Below are 17,099 nucleotides of genomic sequence, written 5' to 3'. Positions count from 1 at the left end.
TCTCCCTCGGCCCTTTGTTTGAAGCGTCGCTCATTTCTATCTCCTCCCGTTGGGTTGGAGCCTCCGAGAAGGCTCGGCCGTCCTCGCGGATGAAGGTAACCAACCGTCGTGAAGAAGCCGTGAAGGACCGGCGAAGGATCGATGTCGATGGGGCGAGCGGTAGGCTGGCGCTCACCCGAGGCGGCGCCGACGAGGGACGACCGGTTGCGGCGGCCATCCCGGATCCGGTAGGAACACGTCTGGCGACGCACCAGGGGAAACCAGAAGGTTTCCCCTGCCCGCGGGGCCGCTACTACGGGGCTCCCAAGATCCGAACTGTCAGGGGCGGAAGGTTGGGGCTCGCCGCGTTCACGCGGCCGTCTTTATGCCGCGCCGGACGAGCCACAGCACCGCCGGGTAGCCGGTCAGGAAGCCCAGGATCAACCCGATCTGCATGAGGAACAGGAAGGTGACGTCGGTGAGGGGGGGCATGAAGAGCAAGAAGTGCATCACCAGCATCCAGCCGCCCATGCCGACGTCGAAGGCCAGGACCGTTACGACCGCTATCAGCAGGGCCACCCCGAGCCCCTTGCCCGAGCGGCGCAGACCGCGCTTCGGTACGGTCGAGAAGAAGTACTCGAATACGAACAGGAGCAGGGTGGCGATTACCGCGATGACGAGGATCATTACCCAGAGCGCCTCACCAGCGATTGTCAGGCCGGAGAAGACGACGAGCGGCACGCCTATAACGTGTCCTACCGCCGAGGCGGCGCCGCCCGGGGTGCCCCCGGTCGCGGCGGCGACGGGGAGGCTCTTCGCGGGGGGAGCGCCGTTCTCCTTCCGCCACTTGTCGCTGCGGGGGCGGCCATACCGGTTGTAGGCCCAGAGCCCGAGGGGTCCGAGGTAGAGAGCGGTTATGGGCCACACCGCCTCCATGGCCCCGTTGCGCTGACGGTAGCCGCGACCGTAAACGTCGTAGAGGATCGCGACCGCGCACAGCACCGCGATCCCCACGAAGAGCCAGGAAACCACCGTCAACCACGCGGGAATCATAGGTTCCATGCTGCCCATGTCCATGTTGTTCATGTCCATCGCGCGAAACCCCTTCTCCCGAAGCCTGCCCTCATCCGACGCCTCCAATCGACTCTATTCTTAACTCGGAGCCGAAAAGCTTAGCCGTCCTGCGTGAAGAATCCGTGAAGAAGCCATGAAAGCTGCATGTCGATCTACCGGCGCACGCGACTTGATCGCCAAAAGGCGGTGGAGCAGGTGCCGGCTCGACTAAAAGAGCCGAAGCCGCCGGATCCTTCCTCGGAGCGCCCTCGGCCCTAGGGCCGAGGGCGCTCGCCGCTGCAGACCAGAGGCGCGCGCTCGTGTTGGATCCGCAGGCTCGAGCACGGCGTACACCGGCCGCGGGCGGTAGGCAGGACCGGCGTGCTCGTGCGGTATCGTCTCGGCCGCGAGGTCTCGGTCACGCCAGGAACCGCACCCGCAGCTTGTAGACGTCGGCGGCGGCCAAGACCACGTCCGCAAGGTCCGCGAGCCGCCCGAGATCTCGCGCCTCGACGCGCGAGGCGCAGCGGTCGGCGAAGAGCGCGTAGTTCGCGGTCCGGCGCCCGGCGCACCTGGCACCGTAGCGGATGCCGCAGAGCTCCTCGAAGGACTCGTACGCCTTCAGGGCCCACTGCTGGCACCGCTCGTAGTCGTCGCCCGTGGAGATGCGCTCGTCCAGGTCGAGCAGGCCCAAGGTGTCGTCCGAGAGCAGGTCCAACACCGGCAGCGGCGCGTCCGGCTCGATGCGCACCAGCCTCCGGTCGGCGTCCTCCATCCCGAGCCTGCGGCCCCTGTCGACGTAGACCTCGGCGAAGACCCCGACGCGGGAGTCGTTGGCGTAGGTGATCGGGTAGCGGCCCGCGGGCGCGTCGAAGCGGTGCAGCGGCGTCGGGTACGCCTCGGTGCCGAGGCTGCCGGAGTGCGGGACCGAGCCCTGCACCCTATACAGGGGCTTGTCCCACGCGCGGAGGCCCACCGCCGGCAGCGCTCCGCGCGGCGGTGCCTTGAGCCTCGGCGGCGGCAATCTCGGGGACGCCCTAGAAACGGCCGAGGCCGGAGGAACGCAATACCTCGGCCACCTTGCCGGCCTCCCCTCGCCTGAGCAGGTCCGCCGGGCGCTCCCCCCCGAGCCTGCCGTTCGGCTCCGTGGCGAAGAAGTGGAGCGTCTCCTCCCCCATGCCGGCCTCGCGCGCGGCCCGCACCACCTCCTCGAGGCCCTGAAGCGCCCCCCCGTCGCCCCCGAACTGCCAGTACGGGTACAGCGTCGGCCTCTTCTCACCCTGGCGTATCCCCACCAACCTGCCGGCCTCGCGCAACTGCCTGAGCCTCTCGCGGCCCACCCCCATGGAGGAGCCGACCTCCGCGGGCCTCAAGCACTCGCTCCTGAGACGGCGGCGGTCCTCGAGCACCCGCAACAAGTTGCGTGCCCTCGCGGCCTCAAGCGCCGCCGGCGAGGGCTCCTCCTCTTCGGAGACCTTCGGGAAGCCCTCGAGGATCTCCTCGATCTCCCTCATCTTCTCGCCGGAGTCGTCGGACAGGACCAGCGAGGCGAGGCTGCCGATCAACCTCTCGCGCCGCGCCCTCTCCTCCGGTCCGTACCTCTCCAATCTGCGTTCGAGCTCTCCGAGCATCGAGTCCTCCCGTCCTTCCGAAACAATCTTACCGCGAGCTCCAGATTCTGTCAAGTCTGTCAAGTGTTTTCGGGAGCGTGCGCTTGGGTGGTTCAGCTTTGCGCGGCCCGGTCCGGGGGCTTACCGCGAGGAAGGGAGGGAGAGGGAGGGCGCCGCTTTGAGGCCGGATCGCTCCCTATGCCCGAACGCGCGGAACCTGAACTCTCCGGGTCCCTTACTCACCGCGACGTCGCGGAACCCGGCCGCCCCGAGCCTGCGCGAGAAGGTGGACGGGTCCACCGGAACCCACGTGTCACGCAGGTGCGCCAACCGCGCCGCTAGATTCGGCGTGCTGTCCGTCCCCGCGAAGACACCCCTTGGGCCAAGCACACGCCGGGCCTCCGCCAGCAAACTGTCCTGGAGGGCCGCGGACGGCACGTGGTGCAGCATGGTGAACGATAGAACGGCCGAGAACGAGCCGTCCGGGAAGGGCAGCGCCGTCGCGTCCGCCCGGACCACCTCGACGTTGGTGCCTCCCAGGCGTTTGCGCAGGGCGCTTTCGAGCCGCGGGTCGATCTCGACGGCGGTGAGGCGGGGGACCCTCTCACGGAGGACGTCGGTGGTGAGGCCGGGACCGGGCCCCAGCTCGAGGACGTTCTCGCCCAGGTTCAGCCCCTCGAGGGCCCACGGGACCAACCTGCGCCGGACAAACCACCGCCAAGGTCCCGAACGGCAAACGAGGCGGTGAGCAAGGTTCAAGGTCGTGCTCCTTCCTGCTTTCCTTCTCCCGCACGGAGCGGCCATTCGCCCGGAGCAGGACGCGTGCGACATCGGCGCGACGGCCCTCCCCGCCAGTTTTACCCGGAGGAAGTGGGAGCGCCCTCAGGCTCTCATGAAGCCGGCAAGCGGCTGGACCAATGCCGTGAAGATCTGGAAAGGGTTCCGCGGCAAGAAGGGCTCTCCACGGGGCCGTGCTCCGCCTCATGCTCGGGCAGCTCGTGGGGCCGGTCCTGTACCGACGCTTGAACAACGCTCAAGCGATTCGGCCCCGCACCCTTCGTAGACTAGAAGGGGTAATTCGCGAGGCCCAAGGCACCGAGGGCGTACCAGAGGCCGAATGCCACGCCCAGGACCCCCAATACCGGAGCCACCCGCTCGAAGTTTCGTCCTATCGGCCCGCCCGCTATGACGAGCCCGAAGACGGTCGAGAGCACCGCCATGAAGACGGCCGTCCCCGCCGCGAAGAGCAGGAGCGCTACCGTGGCCTCGGTCCTGTCGGATATCGTCGAGAGCAGAAGCAGCGTGAGCCCCCCCGATCCCGTGTACGAGGCCCACGCCGTACGCCGAGAGCGGCGTGCGCAGGGCGCTCGCGTGCTGGTGCTCGTGGCTGCCGCCGACTTTACCCGCGTGCGAGTGCACGTGGCGGTGAGGCGCCGCCCCCCCTGCGGGGTGGTCGTGGGTGTGCGCGCGCAAGAGCCCCGGTCGCCACCTCGCGAGGAGCCGGACGGCCAGCAGCAATATGATGACCCCTATCACGACCTCGGCGGCCTGGGAGACGGGTTCGGGAAGGTAGCGCCCCACGAGCACGAGCGGCAGCCCCACGAGCACGAGCGTCGTGCCGTGGCCCAGGCCCCACCCCAACCCCAAAAGCCCCGCCTTCCGCAGCTTGTCGCGCTCCTCGTCGGAGGCGACGAGCGTGGTCACCGCCGCCAGGTGGTCCGGGTCCGAGGCGTGCCGCAAACCCAACAAAAGGCTCACCAGCAGCACCATCCCTAAGCCTGCCGAGCCGTGCATGAACCCCTCCAGCCAACCGTCGAGCACAGACACGCGTACCCTCCCCTTCGGTTTCCTTGCGGGTCAATCCCCCGCGCAGCGGGCGCACAGCCCCAGGGCGACCACGTGCAGCTCCTCGACCCGGACCCGCCGAGGTTCCGCCCCGCCGCCCGTGAGAGCCGCTCCGCCGCCTCGGGCTCGGGGTGCCCCACCCGCCCGCACCGCTCGAAGACGAGGTGCGGGCGGGACGAGGCCCGGGCCTCGAAGACGCGCGGACCCTCGGGCAAGCGGCTGTCCACCACCAGGCCCGCTTCGCGCAACGCGTCCAGGATTCGGTAGACCGTCGAAAGCTCCATCCCGGGTAGCTCGTCCCTCGTACGCTCCCAGATCTCCTCGGGCGGGAAGTGACCCCCCGACCCCGCCAGGAGCCGCCAGACGTGGGCCCGTTGAGGGGTGACGCGCACCCCCCTCTCGCGCAAGGTTTTGGTACACGATGTCTCCATGCAGACGCGAATAATTCGCACAAGCACGCCGCAGACGCAACAAGCAAGGGATGGGCGGGATCCACGCCGTCTGGTGCCCTCACGCCACCCGCCCTAGCAGCACCTGTGCTGCGAGCCCCACGCCGACGGTAAAGACCAGCGCCGTCACCCATACCGCCGCGACCGGCCGCGGGGAGACGGGGGCCTCCTTCGCCCGCCCGTACATCGACACCACGATCCTTAGGTATACGGCCAGCGAGACGACGCTGTTTAGGATGCCGACGATGGCGAGCCACGCGAACCCGGCGTCGATGGCCGCGCCGAAGAGGAGGAACTTGCCCACGAAGCCGCCCAAGGGGGGGATGCCGACGAGCGAGATCAAAAAGACAACCATCGCAGCCCCCGCCGCCGGCCTCGACCGTCCGAGGCCGGCGAAGTCCCTGAGATCCCGCCCGGCGAGCGCCACGACCGCGAACGCCCCGATGTTCATCGCGGCGTAAGCGGCGGCGAAGACCACGAGGGAGCTCACGGCGAGGCCGCTCTCCCCCACGGCGACGACCCCGAGCAGGAAGTAGCCGGACTGGGCGATGGCCGAGTAGGCGAGGAGCCTCACGACGTTCTCCTGCACGAGTGCCGCGAGGTTGCCGTAGGTCATCGAGAGCACGGCCAGGGCGGCGACGGCGAGCGGCCAGCCGCTCGCCCCGGCGGGGAGGTCGCGCGCGATCTGGGCGATCGCGAAGATCGCGCCGGTCTTCGGGACCACCGAGAGGAACGCCGCCACCGAGACGGGGCCGCCGTCGTAGGCGTCGGGGGCCCAGAAGTGGAACGGGACGAGCGAGGCCTTGTAGCCCAGGCCGACGAGCGCCGCGACGAGGCCGAAGACGGCGGCGAGCGGGGCACCCGAAAGCCGGGGGAGGTCCGAGATCAGAGTGGAGCCCGTCGCCCCGAACCAGTAGGTGATCCCGAAGATCATGACCGCGAGGGCCACCGACCCGAAGACGAAGTACTTCATCCCCGCCTCGGTGGCCCGGTCGTCGCGGGGGTAGGCGACCAAAGGGAAGGAGCCCACGCTGGAGAGCAGCACGCCGATTACGAGGAACATGACGTCCCCCGCTCCGGCGAGCACGAGCGCCCCCAACGCCGTCATCGAGAAGAGGACGTACACGGTCCCCTCGCGGTCGGTGTCCTTTACCTCGGGGTAAGAGAGGACGACGCAGAGGACCGTGGCCGGCAGGAGGACGAGCTTGGCCCACTCGGAGAGGGCGTCCACGCGGAACGTCTCGGAGAAGACCGTGGTCTCGGTGCCGAGGAGCGGCACCGTCAGGCCGGCGGCGACGAGCAGCCCTATCACGGTGAACGGCAGGGAGACCTTCGGCAGGCGCAGCATCTCGAAGACGAGCGCCCCGACCGCCGTGAGGAGAACGGCGATCTCGGGTGCGAGCAGCGCCAGGTCCTGGGCCATCTGCATCCCCCCGCCGCCCTGCGGCATGTCCTGCATCCCGTTCACAGGAGGCCCATCGCCCGCGTCGTCTCGTGGACCACGCCGAGCACCAGGAACGGCGCCACCCCGATCAATACGGTCAGCGCGAGCAGCGGGCCTATGGACAACAGCTCGCGCGCGTCGAGATCCTTCGTCCCCTTCCACCTCTCGGGCAGCTCGCCGAGGAAGACCGTCACTATGGCACGCAGGTACAACCCTGCCGTCACCACGATCCCAAGGACCACCAGCACGCCCGCGGGGTAAACCCGGAGCGTGCCCAAGAAGATCTGGAACTCCGCCGGGAAGTGGGCCAGCGCCGGCAGCCCCAGGGAGGCGAAGGCGGCCAGGATGAAGCCCCACCCCAGGACGGGCGCCGCCCGGAGGAGCCCCCCGAAGGCGCCCATCTCGCGCGTGTGCGCCCTGTCCTGCAGAGCGCCGACCAGCAGGAAGAGGACGCCGGTGACGACGCCGTGGCTCACCATCTGCAGGACCGCCCCGTCGAGGGCCAGCGCGGCGACGGAGGCGTCGGTGGTCGCGGCGGCGACGGCTACCCCGAGGACGACGTAGCCCATGTGGTTGACACTCGTGTAGGCCACGAGGCGCTTGAGGTCCGTTTGCGCCAGCGCGACGAAGGCGCCGTAGAGGGCGCTGAAGACGGCGAGGATCGCGACGTAGGGGGCGGCGGCGCGAAAGGCGTCCGGGGTCATCTGCAGGGCGAAGCGGACCAGGCCGTAGGTGCCCATCTTCAGCAGGACGCCGGCCAGGATCACGCTGCCGGCGGTCGGGGCCTCGGTGTGCGCCAGGGGGAGCCACGTGTGGACCGGGAAGACCGGGGTCTTCACGAAGAAGGTCACGAGCATCGCCACGAGGGCGAGCATCGCCGCGAGCCCGGTGAGCGGCGGGTCGGCGATGTACTCCCGCATGTCGAAGGTGTTGGGCTGTGACGCCAGGTAGAGGCCGAGGATCGCGAGCAGGAGCGGCAGGCTGCCGAGCAGGGTGTAGATGAAGAACGTGAGCGCTGCGCGCTGGCGTCCCTCGTAGCCCCAGTCGGCGATGATGAAGTACATCCCGACGAGCGTCACCTCGAAGAACACGTAGAACACGATCGCGTCGAGCGCGACGAAGACCCCGATGGAGGCCGTCTCCAGGAGCAGGAAGAGGGCCACGTAGGAGCGCGCCCTCTCGGTTATCTCCAGCGAGAAGACGAGGGCGACGAAGAACAGGACCGTGGTGAGCAGGACGAGCGGCAGGCTTATGCCGTCCACCCCCACCCGGTAGGCGACGCCAAGGGAGGGGATCCAGGGGACCTCCTCGACCTGCGAGAAGCCCCCTCCGAGAGCTCCGCGAGCCCACACCACCCCCGAGGCCACGAGCGTTAGCCCGGCCGCGACGAGGCCGACCAAGTGCGCGGCGCGCGCGGAGAGCCCCGGCAAGAATACCAGCACGAGCGCACCCAGGAGCGGGAGGAAGAGCGTTACGGAGACTACGGGAAACATTCGCCTACCCCTTCTCTCTATAAACCGATTACGCCTACTGCCAGAAACACGAGGATGAGCGCGCCGCCCGCGGCGGCGAGCAGGAGCTCTCTGTGGACGAGCCCCGACTGCAACCGGCGCGCCCGTCCCCCGAGGCTACGGGCGCCGCGCACGAGCGCGCGGATGACGCCGTCTAACCCCCGCTCGTCGGCGACCCTGGAGGCGCTTGCCAGGGCGAGGCCCGCCCGCGCGACGCCGAAGACGACGGCGTGCACGCCCCGATCGAAGAGGTCGAGGGCGCGCGCCGCGGAGAGCGCCGGGCGGGCTACGAGACCGTCGAATCCACCGCCCGTGCGGAAGCCCCTCTCGGAGGGCCCGAGGAGCGGCCCAAGCAGCCGGAAGCCCGGTATCCGCCAACCCAGGGCCAGCCCCACGAGCGCGGCGACGAGACCGGCCGCGCCGACGAGCAGCGTCTCCTCCGGCGCCGGGGCCCCCAGCAGGTCGGCGACGAGGGGCAGGGCAAGGCCGAGAGTGGCGGACAGGGCGGCGAGGACGGCGAGGCCCGCGCCCATCCACCCGATGCCGGCGACGGACCCCGCCTCCTCCGTGCCGCGCCACAGGAGCCTGAGGGCGCGGGCGACGTAGAGGCCGGTGAGCAGGGTCCCGGCGAGGGCGAGTGGGGCGAGGATCCAGGCGGCGGGCGAGGCGAACGAGGCCGCCAGGATCGCGTCTTTCGAGAAGAAACCGCTCAGGGGCGGGACGCCAACGAGGGCGAGGCCGGCGACCACGAAGGCGAGAAAGACCCGGCGGTGGGCGCGGCCCACGCCCTCCAGGTCCGCGAGATCGGTGGAGCCCGCTGCCGCGTGCTGGAAGACGCCGGCGCCGAGAAAGAGCGAGCTCTTGGTCGCGGCGTGGGCGAGGAGGTGGAAGAGGGCCGCCACGGGGGAGCCGGCGCCGACGGCGAGCAGCATAAGGCCGTACTGGCTCGCGGTGGAGGCCGCGAGCAGGCGCTTGAGGTCGCGCTGGGCGAGGGCCGTGAGGCCGGTCACGAGCGCCGTCAGGCCGCCCGCGACGCCCGCCACGACGAGCACCGTCGGCGGGAGCAGGGGGAAGGCGCGGATCAGGAGCACGGCACCGGCGGCGACGAGGGTGGCCGAGTGCAGCAGGGCGGAGACCGGGGTGGGACCGGCCATCGCGTCCAGGAGCCAGCCGTGGAAGGGCGTCTGGGCGGACTTGCCCATCGCGGCGAGGAGCAGGAGGAGCCCTGCCGCGACGGCCGCCGCGCCGCCCGCCCCCAGGGTGGCGGAAACCTCGCTCGTCCCGGTGCGGGAGATCAGGACGAAGATGGCGACGTAGAGCCCGAGGTCGGCCGAGCGGGTGTAGAGGAAGGCGCGAAGGGCGGCCCGGCCCACCCCCGCGCGCTCGAAGTCGAACCCGATCAGGAGGAACGAGGCGAACCCGATGACCTCCCACGCCGCGAGCAGGAGTACCCAGTCGCCGGCGATCACGAGGGTCTGCATGGCGGCCGCGAACAGGGACATCACCGAGAAGAAGCGCACCTTGCCGCCCTCCCCGGTCGTGTAGCCCACCGCGTAGACCATCACGAAGAAGCTCACGACCGCGACGAGCGCCGCGAGCACCGCCGTCAGGGGCTCGACGACGAGCCGCAAGGGCATCTCCGGCAGCCCCGGCAGCACCGCTTCGTAGCGCGCGCCCCCCGCGACGCGGACCAGCGTGAGGAGCGCGCCGGCGAGTGAGACGCCGGTCCCTGCGACGGCGAGCGCCGGGGCGACGCGCCTCAGGACGAGGATGAGGGCGGCGGCCGCCAGGGGGCCGAGGATCGTCAGGGCGGCGATCGTCACCCCTTCAACTCCCCGGCCTCCTCCGACTCGACCGAGCCCTTCGCCCTGAAACGGGCGGTGCCCACGCCGAAGCCGACGGCCATGTCGAGGGCCATTACCGTCATCACGATGAGGAAGAAGGTCTGGCCGGAGTAGTTCTCCGGGCTCAGGAAGCGCCAGAAGGCGACCAGGTTCACTAGGGCGCCGCCCAGCATCACCTCCACGCCCATCATGATCATCACCAGGTTCGTCTGTGAGAGGGCGCCGTAGAGCCCGATGCCGAACAGGATCGCCCCGACGAGGAGCGCCACGTAGAGCGCGATCATCCGCGCTCCTCTTTCCGCTTCGTGATGCCCCTCGCCGCCACCGCGACGGCCGTGGCCGCGATCATGGCCGTCAGGATCGTGACGCCGGTGGCCTCGAAGATGATCATGGAGCGCTCCATGAGGTCCAGGCCCAGGCCCACCAACTGCTCCCGCGGGCTGGGAGCGGCCTCCACGACCGGTCCCCAGCCGGCGAGGAAGGCCACGCCGAGAGCACCGAACGCCGCGACCACCCCGGCGATGACCGAGACCCGCTTTTGGTGGGTCATCTCCATCCCGGAGAGACCGCCCGGGTCCATCATGAACATGACCATGAAGATCGCCATGATCGCCATTTCGGTGCCCATCATCATGATCTGCAAGACCCCCAAGAACTCGGCCTGCATCGCGAGGAACATCGCGCCCAACGCCGCCTGCGAGAACAGGAGCGCGAGCGCCGAGCGCACCATCGAGGCCGTCCTGAAGACCACCACGGCGAACCAGATCGCCGCGAGCCCGAAGAGGCCCATGAAAACCGCCTGCAAGATCATGCCATCACCCTTCCCAGCAACCTACATGGACGTCGAGGACGGTGACCCGAACAGCAGCAGAACGACGCCCACGTAGAAGATGTTCAGGAGCGCGAGCGGGATACCGATCTTCCAGCCCCAGGCCAGGAGGTGCTCCTCGCGCAACCTCGGCACGTACCGGCCGGCGAATAGCATCACCGCCGCCACGAAAAGCGTCTTGAGCAGCGTCCAGGCCCACGGCGGCAGGACCGGCCCGAGCCACCCGCCCAGGTAAAAGACCGTCACCGCCGTCGCGAGCGTGAAGACCAGAACGAACCGGCCGAGCCGCATGACCGCGAGGCGCGCCCCCGTGTACTCGGCCTCGACCCCGCCGGCGAGCTCGCCGGGGGCGGTCGGCAAGTCGAAAGGGGGCAAGAAGCAGACCGCCATCGCGGCGAGGAAGAACAGGAGGAAGCCCACCGGCTGGTAGACCGCGTTCGGCAGAGCGCCCTGCGAGGTCACGATGTCCGTGGTGAACAAGGACTCGGCGCGCATCGCCACCGCCGTGACCGCCATGACGATGAGCATGGAGTAGCCGACGAGCTGGCCTAAAAAGCGGAAGCCCGCCACCATCGAGTACGCTCCGTCCGGCCCCCAGCCGGCCATGAGGAGCGCGACCATCACGTAGACCCACGCCGCGTTCACGAAGAGCGCACCCGTGGCGAGGTCGGTGACGACCAGCCCCGGCGAGAGGGCAGGACCGCCGCCGCCAGCACCGCCGAGACCAGGAGCAGCACCGGCCCGACCTCGAAGAAGATCCTGTCGGGCTGCCTCGGCACGATCGATTCGCGCCCGAGGAGCGCCACCCCGAGAGCACCGGCCCGGCCGGCCGCAAGCGCCCCGTAGACGCCCAGCCCTCCAGCACCGCGACCCCGTACGCCGCCGCAAGCAGCACGATGATCACCACCACCGTGCTCACCGCGCGACCTCCCACGGGCTCAGATCCAGCGAGGCCACCGCGACGAGGGCGTTCGCGAACTCCTGCCCCTCGGTCACGCCCTCGACCAGCGAGAGGCGCCGCGTCGAGGGCGAATCGAGCTCCGCTTCGACCACCTCTCCCCCCTCGAACGTCGCGCCGAGCGTCGCTGCCCCGCGCGGCGTCTCCACGGTCGCGGTCCCCGTGCCCGCGGCGGGTTCCCGTTCCCGGGGCGCGCCGTCGGGGAGCGAGATCTTGCCCGCCCTCTCCACGAGGTCGATGCTCTGCTCGATCTCCCGGAGCCTCGCCCGGAGGCGGGATAGGGCGTCGTCGCCATCCACGACGACCGGCCCGAAGCCCAGAGACCGGTACGCCTCGTCGTCGGCGCGAACATCGGCGGACCTCCCGGCGGCCCTAGCCAGCCGGCCGCGCACGTGGGACTCCTCGCCGAGCTCGCCGAGCCCCGCGAGCTTGCGCCGGAGCAGCGGGGTCCGCTCGACCCTGCGCCCGAGGCCCTTCGCCTCGCCGCGGAGCCGCGCGACCGCGCCGGCGTCCTCTGCCCCGAGCAGGGCGAGCTGCAGCCTCGCGGCCCGCCCCTCGAGCCATGCGTAGCCCAAAAGGTGGGCGAAGCTCGCCAGCCACCCGAGGTGGCTCGCCGCTCGCTCGCGCTCCAGGGCGCCGACCCGCGCCAGGGCCGTCTCCTCGTCGGGGGGCGTGCCCGTGGCGTCCTCGACGGCCCGAAGGGCCAGAAGGCGGTACGCCACCGGCGAGAGCGGGTCCAGGCGCGCGGCGCGATCGGCGAGCCCGTCCGCCGGACCGGCCAGGATCTCGACCGGCGCCCAACCCTCCATCTCCCCCCCGACCTCCGTCTCGGCGACGGTGTCGCCGTCCAGGGTGAACGTGAGGGATAGCCCCCCCGGCAACCCCGGGAATAGCGGCCCGAACGTCGCTTCCACCCACTCCATCTGGAGCCCGTCGGAGCTGCGCGGCGTCCCCTGCGTCATCTCCACCATCGACATAAAGCCCATGTCCCCGTGATCCATCCCTTCATGGCCCATTCCACCATGGTTCATGCCCCCGTGGTCCATGCCGCCATGCCCCATGTTCTCGTGGTCCGTACCGCCGCGATCCATGTCGCCTTGGTCCGGGCCGCCATGAACCATGGCGCCGGCTTGCTCTTCCGAGCCACCCTCGTGCCCGGCGTGGTCCTTCTCTCCGCCGTGATTCATGCCCTCGTGCGGCTCGTGTTCCCCGGCGGCGCCCTCGTGCTCTATCCCGGCGTGTCCGCCGTGCTCTTCTCGGTTCGCCCCATCGCCCTCGCGCGGAACGAGGTTCATGCCGCACTTCGGGCAAGAGCCCGGCTCGTCGCTCACGACCTCCGGGTGCATCGGGCAGGCATACCGCGCCACGGCCTGGCTCTCGGCCTGCTCCGTCTCACCGTGGGACATCTCGCCGTGGCCCGTGTGCACGCGGTTCCCCGAGTCGGTGCCCGGACCGTGCTGCATGTAGCCGTGATCCACGGCCTCCTCGTGGGCGCCGTCCGGCTCCCCTCGCCCCTCCCCGTCCTCCTCGTGGTGCATGGAGCCGCGGTCCTCGTGTTCGCGACCGTCGTGCTCCATCGTCCCTTGCGAGCCGTCGTCGTGGGCGCCATGGTCCATGCTTCCGTGGTCCATCGCGCCGTGGCCTATACCTCCGTGATCCATGCCCCCCATGGCGGCGTCGCGCGGCACGAGGTCCATCGCGCAAATGGGGCAAGATCCCGGCTCCTCCCGGACGACCTCGGGGTGCATCGGGCAGGCGTACTCGGTCCGGGTGCGGACCGCCTCGACGTCGAAGTCGGCCGCTCCGGGACAGAAGGCGCCTTCGGCGAAGGAGCGCCGTAGCTCCGCCACGCCCTCGGCGAGGGCGTCCTGGTCGGGGGAAACGGAGACGTCGGGCTCGGGGAGCGGCGAGACGTCCCCCGCCCCGACGGCGAGGACCGCCCGCGGGCGCGGCATCTGGGCGTAGGCCACCGCCGCAGCGTCCTTCAGCCCGGCCGGCACCTCGCCCACGAGCACCAGCACGCTGGCGTGCCGCGGCGTATCCGCGATCGGCAGGCCCGCCGCCGCAAGGTTCAGACCGCGCGAGCGTGCGACCTCCGGGCCGGGGACGACGAACGCCGCGAGCTCTTGGGCCCCCGCCCGGGCCATGAGGCGCCCGAGCCACGAGACCCGCGCCTCCCGCCGGCCGGTGGCGTTCATTGGCGCCTCAGCGCCCCCTGGCTCCACCCGTAGAGTAGCCCGAGAAACAGGATCGCGAGAAAGACGCCCATGTCGAGCAGGGCGACGAGCCCGAGCTCCCTGTACACGACCGCCCACGGGTACATGAACGCCATCTCCATGTCGAAGGCCAGGAAAAGAAGCGCGTACCCGTAGTAGCGGACGTGGTAGCGGACCCACACCGGCTCCGGCGAGAGCTCGCCGGACGTGGCCGGAACGTCCTTTGCCTTCTCCGCGCGCGTGCGGGACACGGAACGCGAGATCCCGTAGAGGCTCAAGACCAGCCCCAACGTCCCGACGATCAGACCCAGCAACAACGCGTACTGCTGTAGAGCCGTTATCGTGGTGCTCATTTCTCGTACCGTCCCGACGTCGCGGTTCTTCCTCGTACCGTATCGCCGTCAGTGTATACCCCTACCCCCTATACAACAAGCCGACCTGGCTCCCCAAGGGCGGGGGGCGCGGCAGACTCGGAGGGTCAGCCCTACGGGTACCACTGCTGGCGCCACCCGATCATCTGCCCCAGCTCCCGCGATTGGGCGTCTACGATGCTCCGGGCAAGGCGCCTTATCTCGGCGTTCTCGCTCTGCATCAGGGCCACTCCGGCCATCTCCACGCCTGCGGCGTGGTGCGGGGCGTTGGAGTCTATAAAGGCCTTGTCGAAGGGGCGTTGCCCGGCGAGTTGGTCCGGCATCAGCATGGCGTACATGGACGAATCTTGCGGGTTCATCGTGTCCGCCACCTCGGGCGAGCCGAACTCCCTCTCCATTATGGAGCTCAACTCCTCTATCTGGCCCTGCTGCTCGGAGATTATCCCCTCCGCCAGTTGCTTGACCTCTTCGTGCTCGGCGTTCTTCCGGCCTACCTTCGCCATCTCGATGGCCATGGCGTGATGAGCGGCCATCATGTCGATGAAGCGCTCGTCGGAGTACTCCCCGTTTACTACCAGCTCCGCCGGGGCGGTCCTTCCGTTCTGCGTCGCCATGCCTTGCTTCTCCTCCCGTCGGTGGCTCTAGCGGCAACGGCGGGCAGGAGAGCACCGACGCCTCGGAGCTGCCGGGTGCTCGCCGCCCGCTCCACGCGCTAGCCAATACCCTAGGGGGTATCCCCTAAACCCCGGTTGCGCCGTGAGCCGAACCCGGCGGGGCGAAGGGGACGGTGGTCGGTTCGGGGACCTCGAGCCTGCGCGGCCGCAGAGCCGCTCATCTCGCGCCACCCCTACCGAGGGACCGCCGGAGCCCTTACGCCACCCTCACCACGCGCATCATGCCGGCCTCCTGGTGGTAGGCCTGGTGGCAGTGGAAGGCCCAGTCGCCGGGGTTGTCCGAGACCCAGTCGATGTTCAGCTTCTGGCCCGGCTCCACGAGGACCGTGTCCTTCATGGGCCCGCGGCCGGTGCCGTTGTCCACACGGAAGAAGTGGCCATGCAGATGCATCGGGTGGGGCATCATGGTCTTGTTCTCGAACTCGAACCGGACGTGCCGGTCGCGGCCGACGGGGATCCTGTCGGCCTCCTCGAAGGCCTCGTCGCCCACCGTCCACACACAGGTCTCCTCGTCGCCGTTTAGGGTGAGGGGCACGACCTCGTCGGGCTCACCTTCGGGGGGACGCTCGTCCCGGGCGCGGCCCGGAGCATCTCGTAGAGCAAGAGCTCGCCCTCGAGCTCGGGCGGGCTCCCGTCGGCGGCGGGCGCATCCTCGGTGTTCCCTCGTAGCGCACGATGGCGCGCGCGACGTCGTCCGCCCCCTCGATTCGGGCGGCGAGCTGCCACGTCCCGGGGTTGTCGGCCGCCACGATCACGTCGTAGCGCTCGCCCATGCCGATCCGGACCACGTCGACCTCGACCGGCTCCACCGGCTGGCCGTCCGCGTGGGTGACGGTCATGCGGTGCCCCGCGAGCGCGACGCGGTAGATCGTGGCGCCGGATGGGTTGATGAGCCTGATGCGCACCTTCTCCCCCTCCCGCACCTCGAGCTCCTCCGGGTCGTCGGCGGGCTTGCCGTTGACGAGGTAGAGCGGGTAGGCGATGTCCTGCGGCGTCTCGGCCGGGGCACCGCCGTTCCCCCCGCCCATGTCCCCCATGCCGCCCATCCCGTCCATCGTGCTGCCGCCGGACCTCAAATCCTTCAGGGCGTCCTCCGACGCACCGTTTGCCCCGTCGAGCCAGTCGTCCAGGGCCAGCACGAACTCGCGGTCGTAACGGAGGGTCTCGTCCTTCGGCTCGACGATGAGCGCCCCGTACAGGCCGCGGTCGAGCTGCAGCCCGAGTGGGAATGGTAGATGTAGGTGCCGGGGCGCGGGCCTCGAACTCGTAGGTGAAGCTCTCGCCCGGCGCGACGGGCTCCTGCGTCACGCCGGGGACGCCGTCCATCCCGTTCGGGAGTGGCACGCCGTGCCAGTGGATGCTCGTCCCCTCCGGGAGGCGGTTGCTCACCGCCGCCCGCAAGGTCTCCCCTCCTTGAGCCTGATCTCCGGCCCCGGCAGCCCGCCGCCGTACCCCCACGTCGAGTACCTCCGACCGCTCAGCTCCAGATCGAAAGGGGCGGCCTCGAGGTCGAGATCGACGATGCCCGACGGCGGGGCGGCGCTCCCCTTTTCGCCCGGGAGCATGCCGCATCCACCCAGGGCGAGGGCCCCGGCGCTCAAGCCGGCGAGCCCCAAAAACTCCCGGCGGCTGAACCTCGAACGGTGTCCTGTTTTCTCTGCCATGCCAACGATCCCTCGTTCCTCGTGGTACGGCCCGTGCAGCCCACACCGTGTCCACGAGCAGAGGGACGGAGGAGACTTCCCCCCGCCCCTCTGCTCCGCGCCCCTAGACGTACGTACGCGCTAGGACCCGACCGTGTAGCCGACCTCCTCGATGGCCTCCCTGAACTCGTCGTTCGAGACCTTGTCCTCCTCGTAGGTGACCTCGACGTTCCCGGTGGCGCGATCTGCCTTGGCGCCCTGCACCCCGTCGAGCTCGTCGAGCGCCTCCTGGACGCTCATCTCGCAGTGGCCGCAAGTCATGCCCTGCACGTTCAAAACGGTGGTCTTCGTCATCTTCGACTGCTCCTTTCGGCGAAGGGCCGCCAGAGGCGACGGCCCCCACTCTCCTAATCCAGCTTGATGAAGCGCTCCACGGCCTCCTGGAGCTCGCGCACCTTCTCCTCGGCGTTGGCGCCGCCGTCCTCGAGAGCCGCGCGGACACAGTGGTCCATGTGGTCCTTCAGGACCAACGTCGCCACCTTCTCCGAGGCCGATATGTAGCTGCTTATCTGCGTCAGGATGTCGACGCAGTAGGCCTCCTCCTCGATCATCCGCTGCACCCCGCGCACCTGCCCTCGATGCGCTTCAGGCGGTTCTGTAGCTTCTCCTTGTC

General features: G+C 69.8%; 21 protein-coding genes and 2 pseudogenes. All 23 read right to left on the bottom strand.

Going from position 1 to position 17,099, the window contains the following annotated elements; all coding sequences use genetic code 11:
- Window positions 1–348: 348 nt before the first annotated feature.
- Complete coding sequence (locus tag GBA65_RS21735; RefSeq protein ID WP_228282064.1) at window positions 349–1,119, bottom strand: DUF4396 domain-containing protein; 771 nt, start codon at window positions 1,117–1,119, stop codon at window positions 349–351.
- 331 nt (window positions 1,120–1,450) lie between these two features.
- The gene (locus tag GBA65_RS21730; protein ID WP_166398722.1) at window positions 1,451–2,008 is read right to left on the bottom strand and encodes an RES domain-containing protein; all 558 of its coding nucleotides are present in this window, start codon (window positions 2,006–2,008) and stop codon (window positions 1,451–1,453) included.
- A 61-nt stretch (window positions 2,009–2,069) separates the two neighbouring features.
- On the bottom strand, window positions 2,070–2,663 hold the full coding sequence (locus tag GBA65_RS21725; RefSeq protein WP_166398721.1) for a hypothetical protein: 594 nt from the start codon (window positions 2,661–2,663) through the stop codon (window positions 2,070–2,072).
- 120 nt (window positions 2,664–2,783) lie between these two features.
- The gene (locus GBA65_RS21720) at window positions 2,784–3,401 is read right to left on the bottom strand and encodes a class I SAM-dependent methyltransferase (protein WP_228282063.1); all 618 of its coding nucleotides are present in this window, start codon (window positions 3,399–3,401) and stop codon (window positions 2,784–2,786) included.
- A 305-nt stretch (window positions 3,402–3,706) separates the two neighbouring features.
- Entirely contained in the window at window positions 3,707–3,862 is a 156-nt protein-coding gene (locus tag GBA65_RS24835; protein WP_228282062.1) for a hypothetical protein, read from the bottom strand.
- A gap of 88 nt (window positions 3,863–3,950) precedes the next feature.
- Window positions 3,951–4,412, bottom strand: a pseudogene (locus GBA65_RS26970) (HoxN/HupN/NixA family nickel/cobalt transporter); the annotation flags it as partial.
- Between the two features lie 2 nt (window positions 4,413–4,414).
- On the bottom strand, window positions 4,415–4,918 hold the full coding sequence (locus GBA65_RS26965; protein WP_407691138.1) for a Fur family transcriptional regulator: 504 nt from the start codon (window positions 4,916–4,918) through the stop codon (window positions 4,415–4,417).
- A 79-nt stretch (window positions 4,919–4,997) separates the two neighbouring features.
- Entirely contained in the window at window positions 4,998–6,395 is a 1,398-nt protein-coding gene (locus GBA65_RS21705; RefSeq protein ID WP_323127112.1) for an NADH-quinone oxidoreductase subunit N, read from the bottom strand.
- Window positions 6,396–6,400: 5 nt separating this feature from the next.
- The gene (locus GBA65_RS21700; protein ID WP_166398718.1) at window positions 6,401–7,873 is read right to left on the bottom strand and encodes a complex I subunit 4 family protein; all 1,473 of its coding nucleotides are present in this window, start codon (window positions 7,871–7,873) and stop codon (window positions 6,401–6,403) included.
- A 17-nt stretch (window positions 7,874–7,890) separates the two neighbouring features.
- A complete protein-coding gene (locus tag GBA65_RS21695; RefSeq protein WP_166398717.1) occupies window positions 7,891–9,714 on the bottom strand; it encodes an NADH-quinone oxidoreductase subunit 5 family protein in 1,824 nt (607 codons plus the stop codon).
- Complete coding sequence (gene nuoK / locus GBA65_RS21690) at window positions 9,711–10,019, bottom strand: NADH-quinone oxidoreductase subunit NuoK (RefSeq protein ID WP_166398716.1); 309 nt, start codon at window positions 10,017–10,019, stop codon at window positions 9,711–9,713. Before nuoK ends, GBA65_RS21695 begins: the two co-directional genes overlap by 4 nt.
- Window positions 10,016–10,546, bottom strand: coding sequence for an NADH-quinone oxidoreductase subunit J family protein (locus tag GBA65_RS21685; RefSeq protein WP_166398715.1), 531 nt, complete (start codon window positions 10,544–10,546; stop codon window positions 10,016–10,018). The genes nuoK and GBA65_RS21685 overlap by 4 nt, the downstream gene beginning before the upstream one ends.
- A gap of 21 nt (window positions 10,547–10,567) precedes the next feature.
- On the bottom strand, window positions 10,568–11,209 hold the full coding sequence (locus tag GBA65_RS21680; RefSeq protein ID WP_323127111.1) for an NADH-quinone oxidoreductase subunit H: 642 nt from the start codon (window positions 11,207–11,209) through the stop codon (window positions 10,568–10,570).
- On the bottom strand, window positions 11,206–11,343 hold the full coding sequence (locus tag GBA65_RS25880; protein WP_323127110.1) for a hypothetical protein: 138 nt from the start codon (window positions 11,341–11,343) through the stop codon (window positions 11,206–11,208). Before GBA65_RS25880 ends, GBA65_RS21680 begins: the two co-directional genes overlap by 4 nt.
- Before the next feature lie 136 nt (window positions 11,344–11,479).
- Window positions 11,480–13,720, bottom strand: coding sequence for a heavy metal-binding domain-containing protein (locus GBA65_RS24830; RefSeq protein WP_228282061.1), 2,241 nt, complete (start codon window positions 13,718–13,720; stop codon window positions 11,480–11,482).
- On the bottom strand, window positions 13,717–14,079 hold the full coding sequence (locus GBA65_RS21665; RefSeq protein ID WP_166398878.1) for an NADH-quinone oxidoreductase subunit A: 363 nt from the start codon (window positions 14,077–14,079) through the stop codon (window positions 13,717–13,719). Before GBA65_RS21665 ends, GBA65_RS24830 begins: the two co-directional genes overlap by 4 nt.
- Before the next feature lie 143 nt (window positions 14,080–14,222).
- Window positions 14,223–14,723 (bottom strand): DUF305 domain-containing protein, encoded by a 501-nt coding sequence (locus GBA65_RS21660; RefSeq protein ID WP_166398714.1) that lies wholly within the window; start codon window positions 14,721–14,723, stop codon window positions 14,223–14,225.
- Window positions 14,724–14,979: 256 nt separating this feature from the next.
- Window positions 14,980–15,318 (bottom strand): multicopper oxidase domain-containing protein, encoded by a 339-nt coding sequence (locus tag GBA65_RS21655; protein WP_166398713.1) that lies wholly within the window; start codon window positions 15,316–15,318, stop codon window positions 14,980–14,982.
- Window positions 15,319–15,331: 13 nt separating this feature from the next.
- Window positions 15,332–15,922 carry a multicopper oxidase domain-containing protein gene (locus GBA65_RS24825; RefSeq protein WP_166398712.1) on the bottom strand — a complete coding sequence of 197 codons (591 nt, stop codon included), beginning with the start codon at window positions 15,920–15,922 and terminating at the stop codon, window positions 15,332–15,334.
- 157 nt (window positions 15,923–16,079) lie between these two features.
- A pseudogene (locus GBA65_RS24820) lies at window positions 16,080–16,172 on the bottom strand (multicopper oxidase domain-containing protein); the annotation flags it as partial.
- A complete protein-coding gene (locus GBA65_RS23815) occupies window positions 16,169–16,447 on the bottom strand; it encodes a twin-arginine translocation signal domain-containing protein (protein WP_207956403.1) in 279 nt (92 codons plus the stop codon). The pseudogene GBA65_RS24820 and the gene GBA65_RS23815, both read right to left, overlap by 4 nt.
- Before the next feature lie 120 nt (window positions 16,448–16,567).
- Complete coding sequence (locus tag GBA65_RS21640) at window positions 16,568–16,780, bottom strand: cation transporter (RefSeq protein ID WP_166398711.1); 213 nt, start codon at window positions 16,778–16,780, stop codon at window positions 16,568–16,570.
- 53 nt (window positions 16,781–16,833) lie between these two features.
- Entirely contained in the window at window positions 16,834–17,055 is a 222-nt protein-coding gene (locus GBA65_RS21635; RefSeq protein ID WP_228282060.1) for a metal-sensitive transcriptional regulator, read from the bottom strand.
- Window positions 17,056–17,099 lie beyond the last annotated feature (44 nt).

This window comes from Rubrobacter marinus (genome assembly GCF_011492965.1).
In the GTDB taxonomy this organism is placed as follows: domain Bacteria; phylum Actinomycetota; class Rubrobacteria; order Rubrobacterales; family Rubrobacteraceae; genus Rubrobacter_F; species Rubrobacter_F marinus.
Note: the sequence above shows the minus strand (reverse complement) of the source record. Positions and strands in the feature narration are given on the sequence as shown.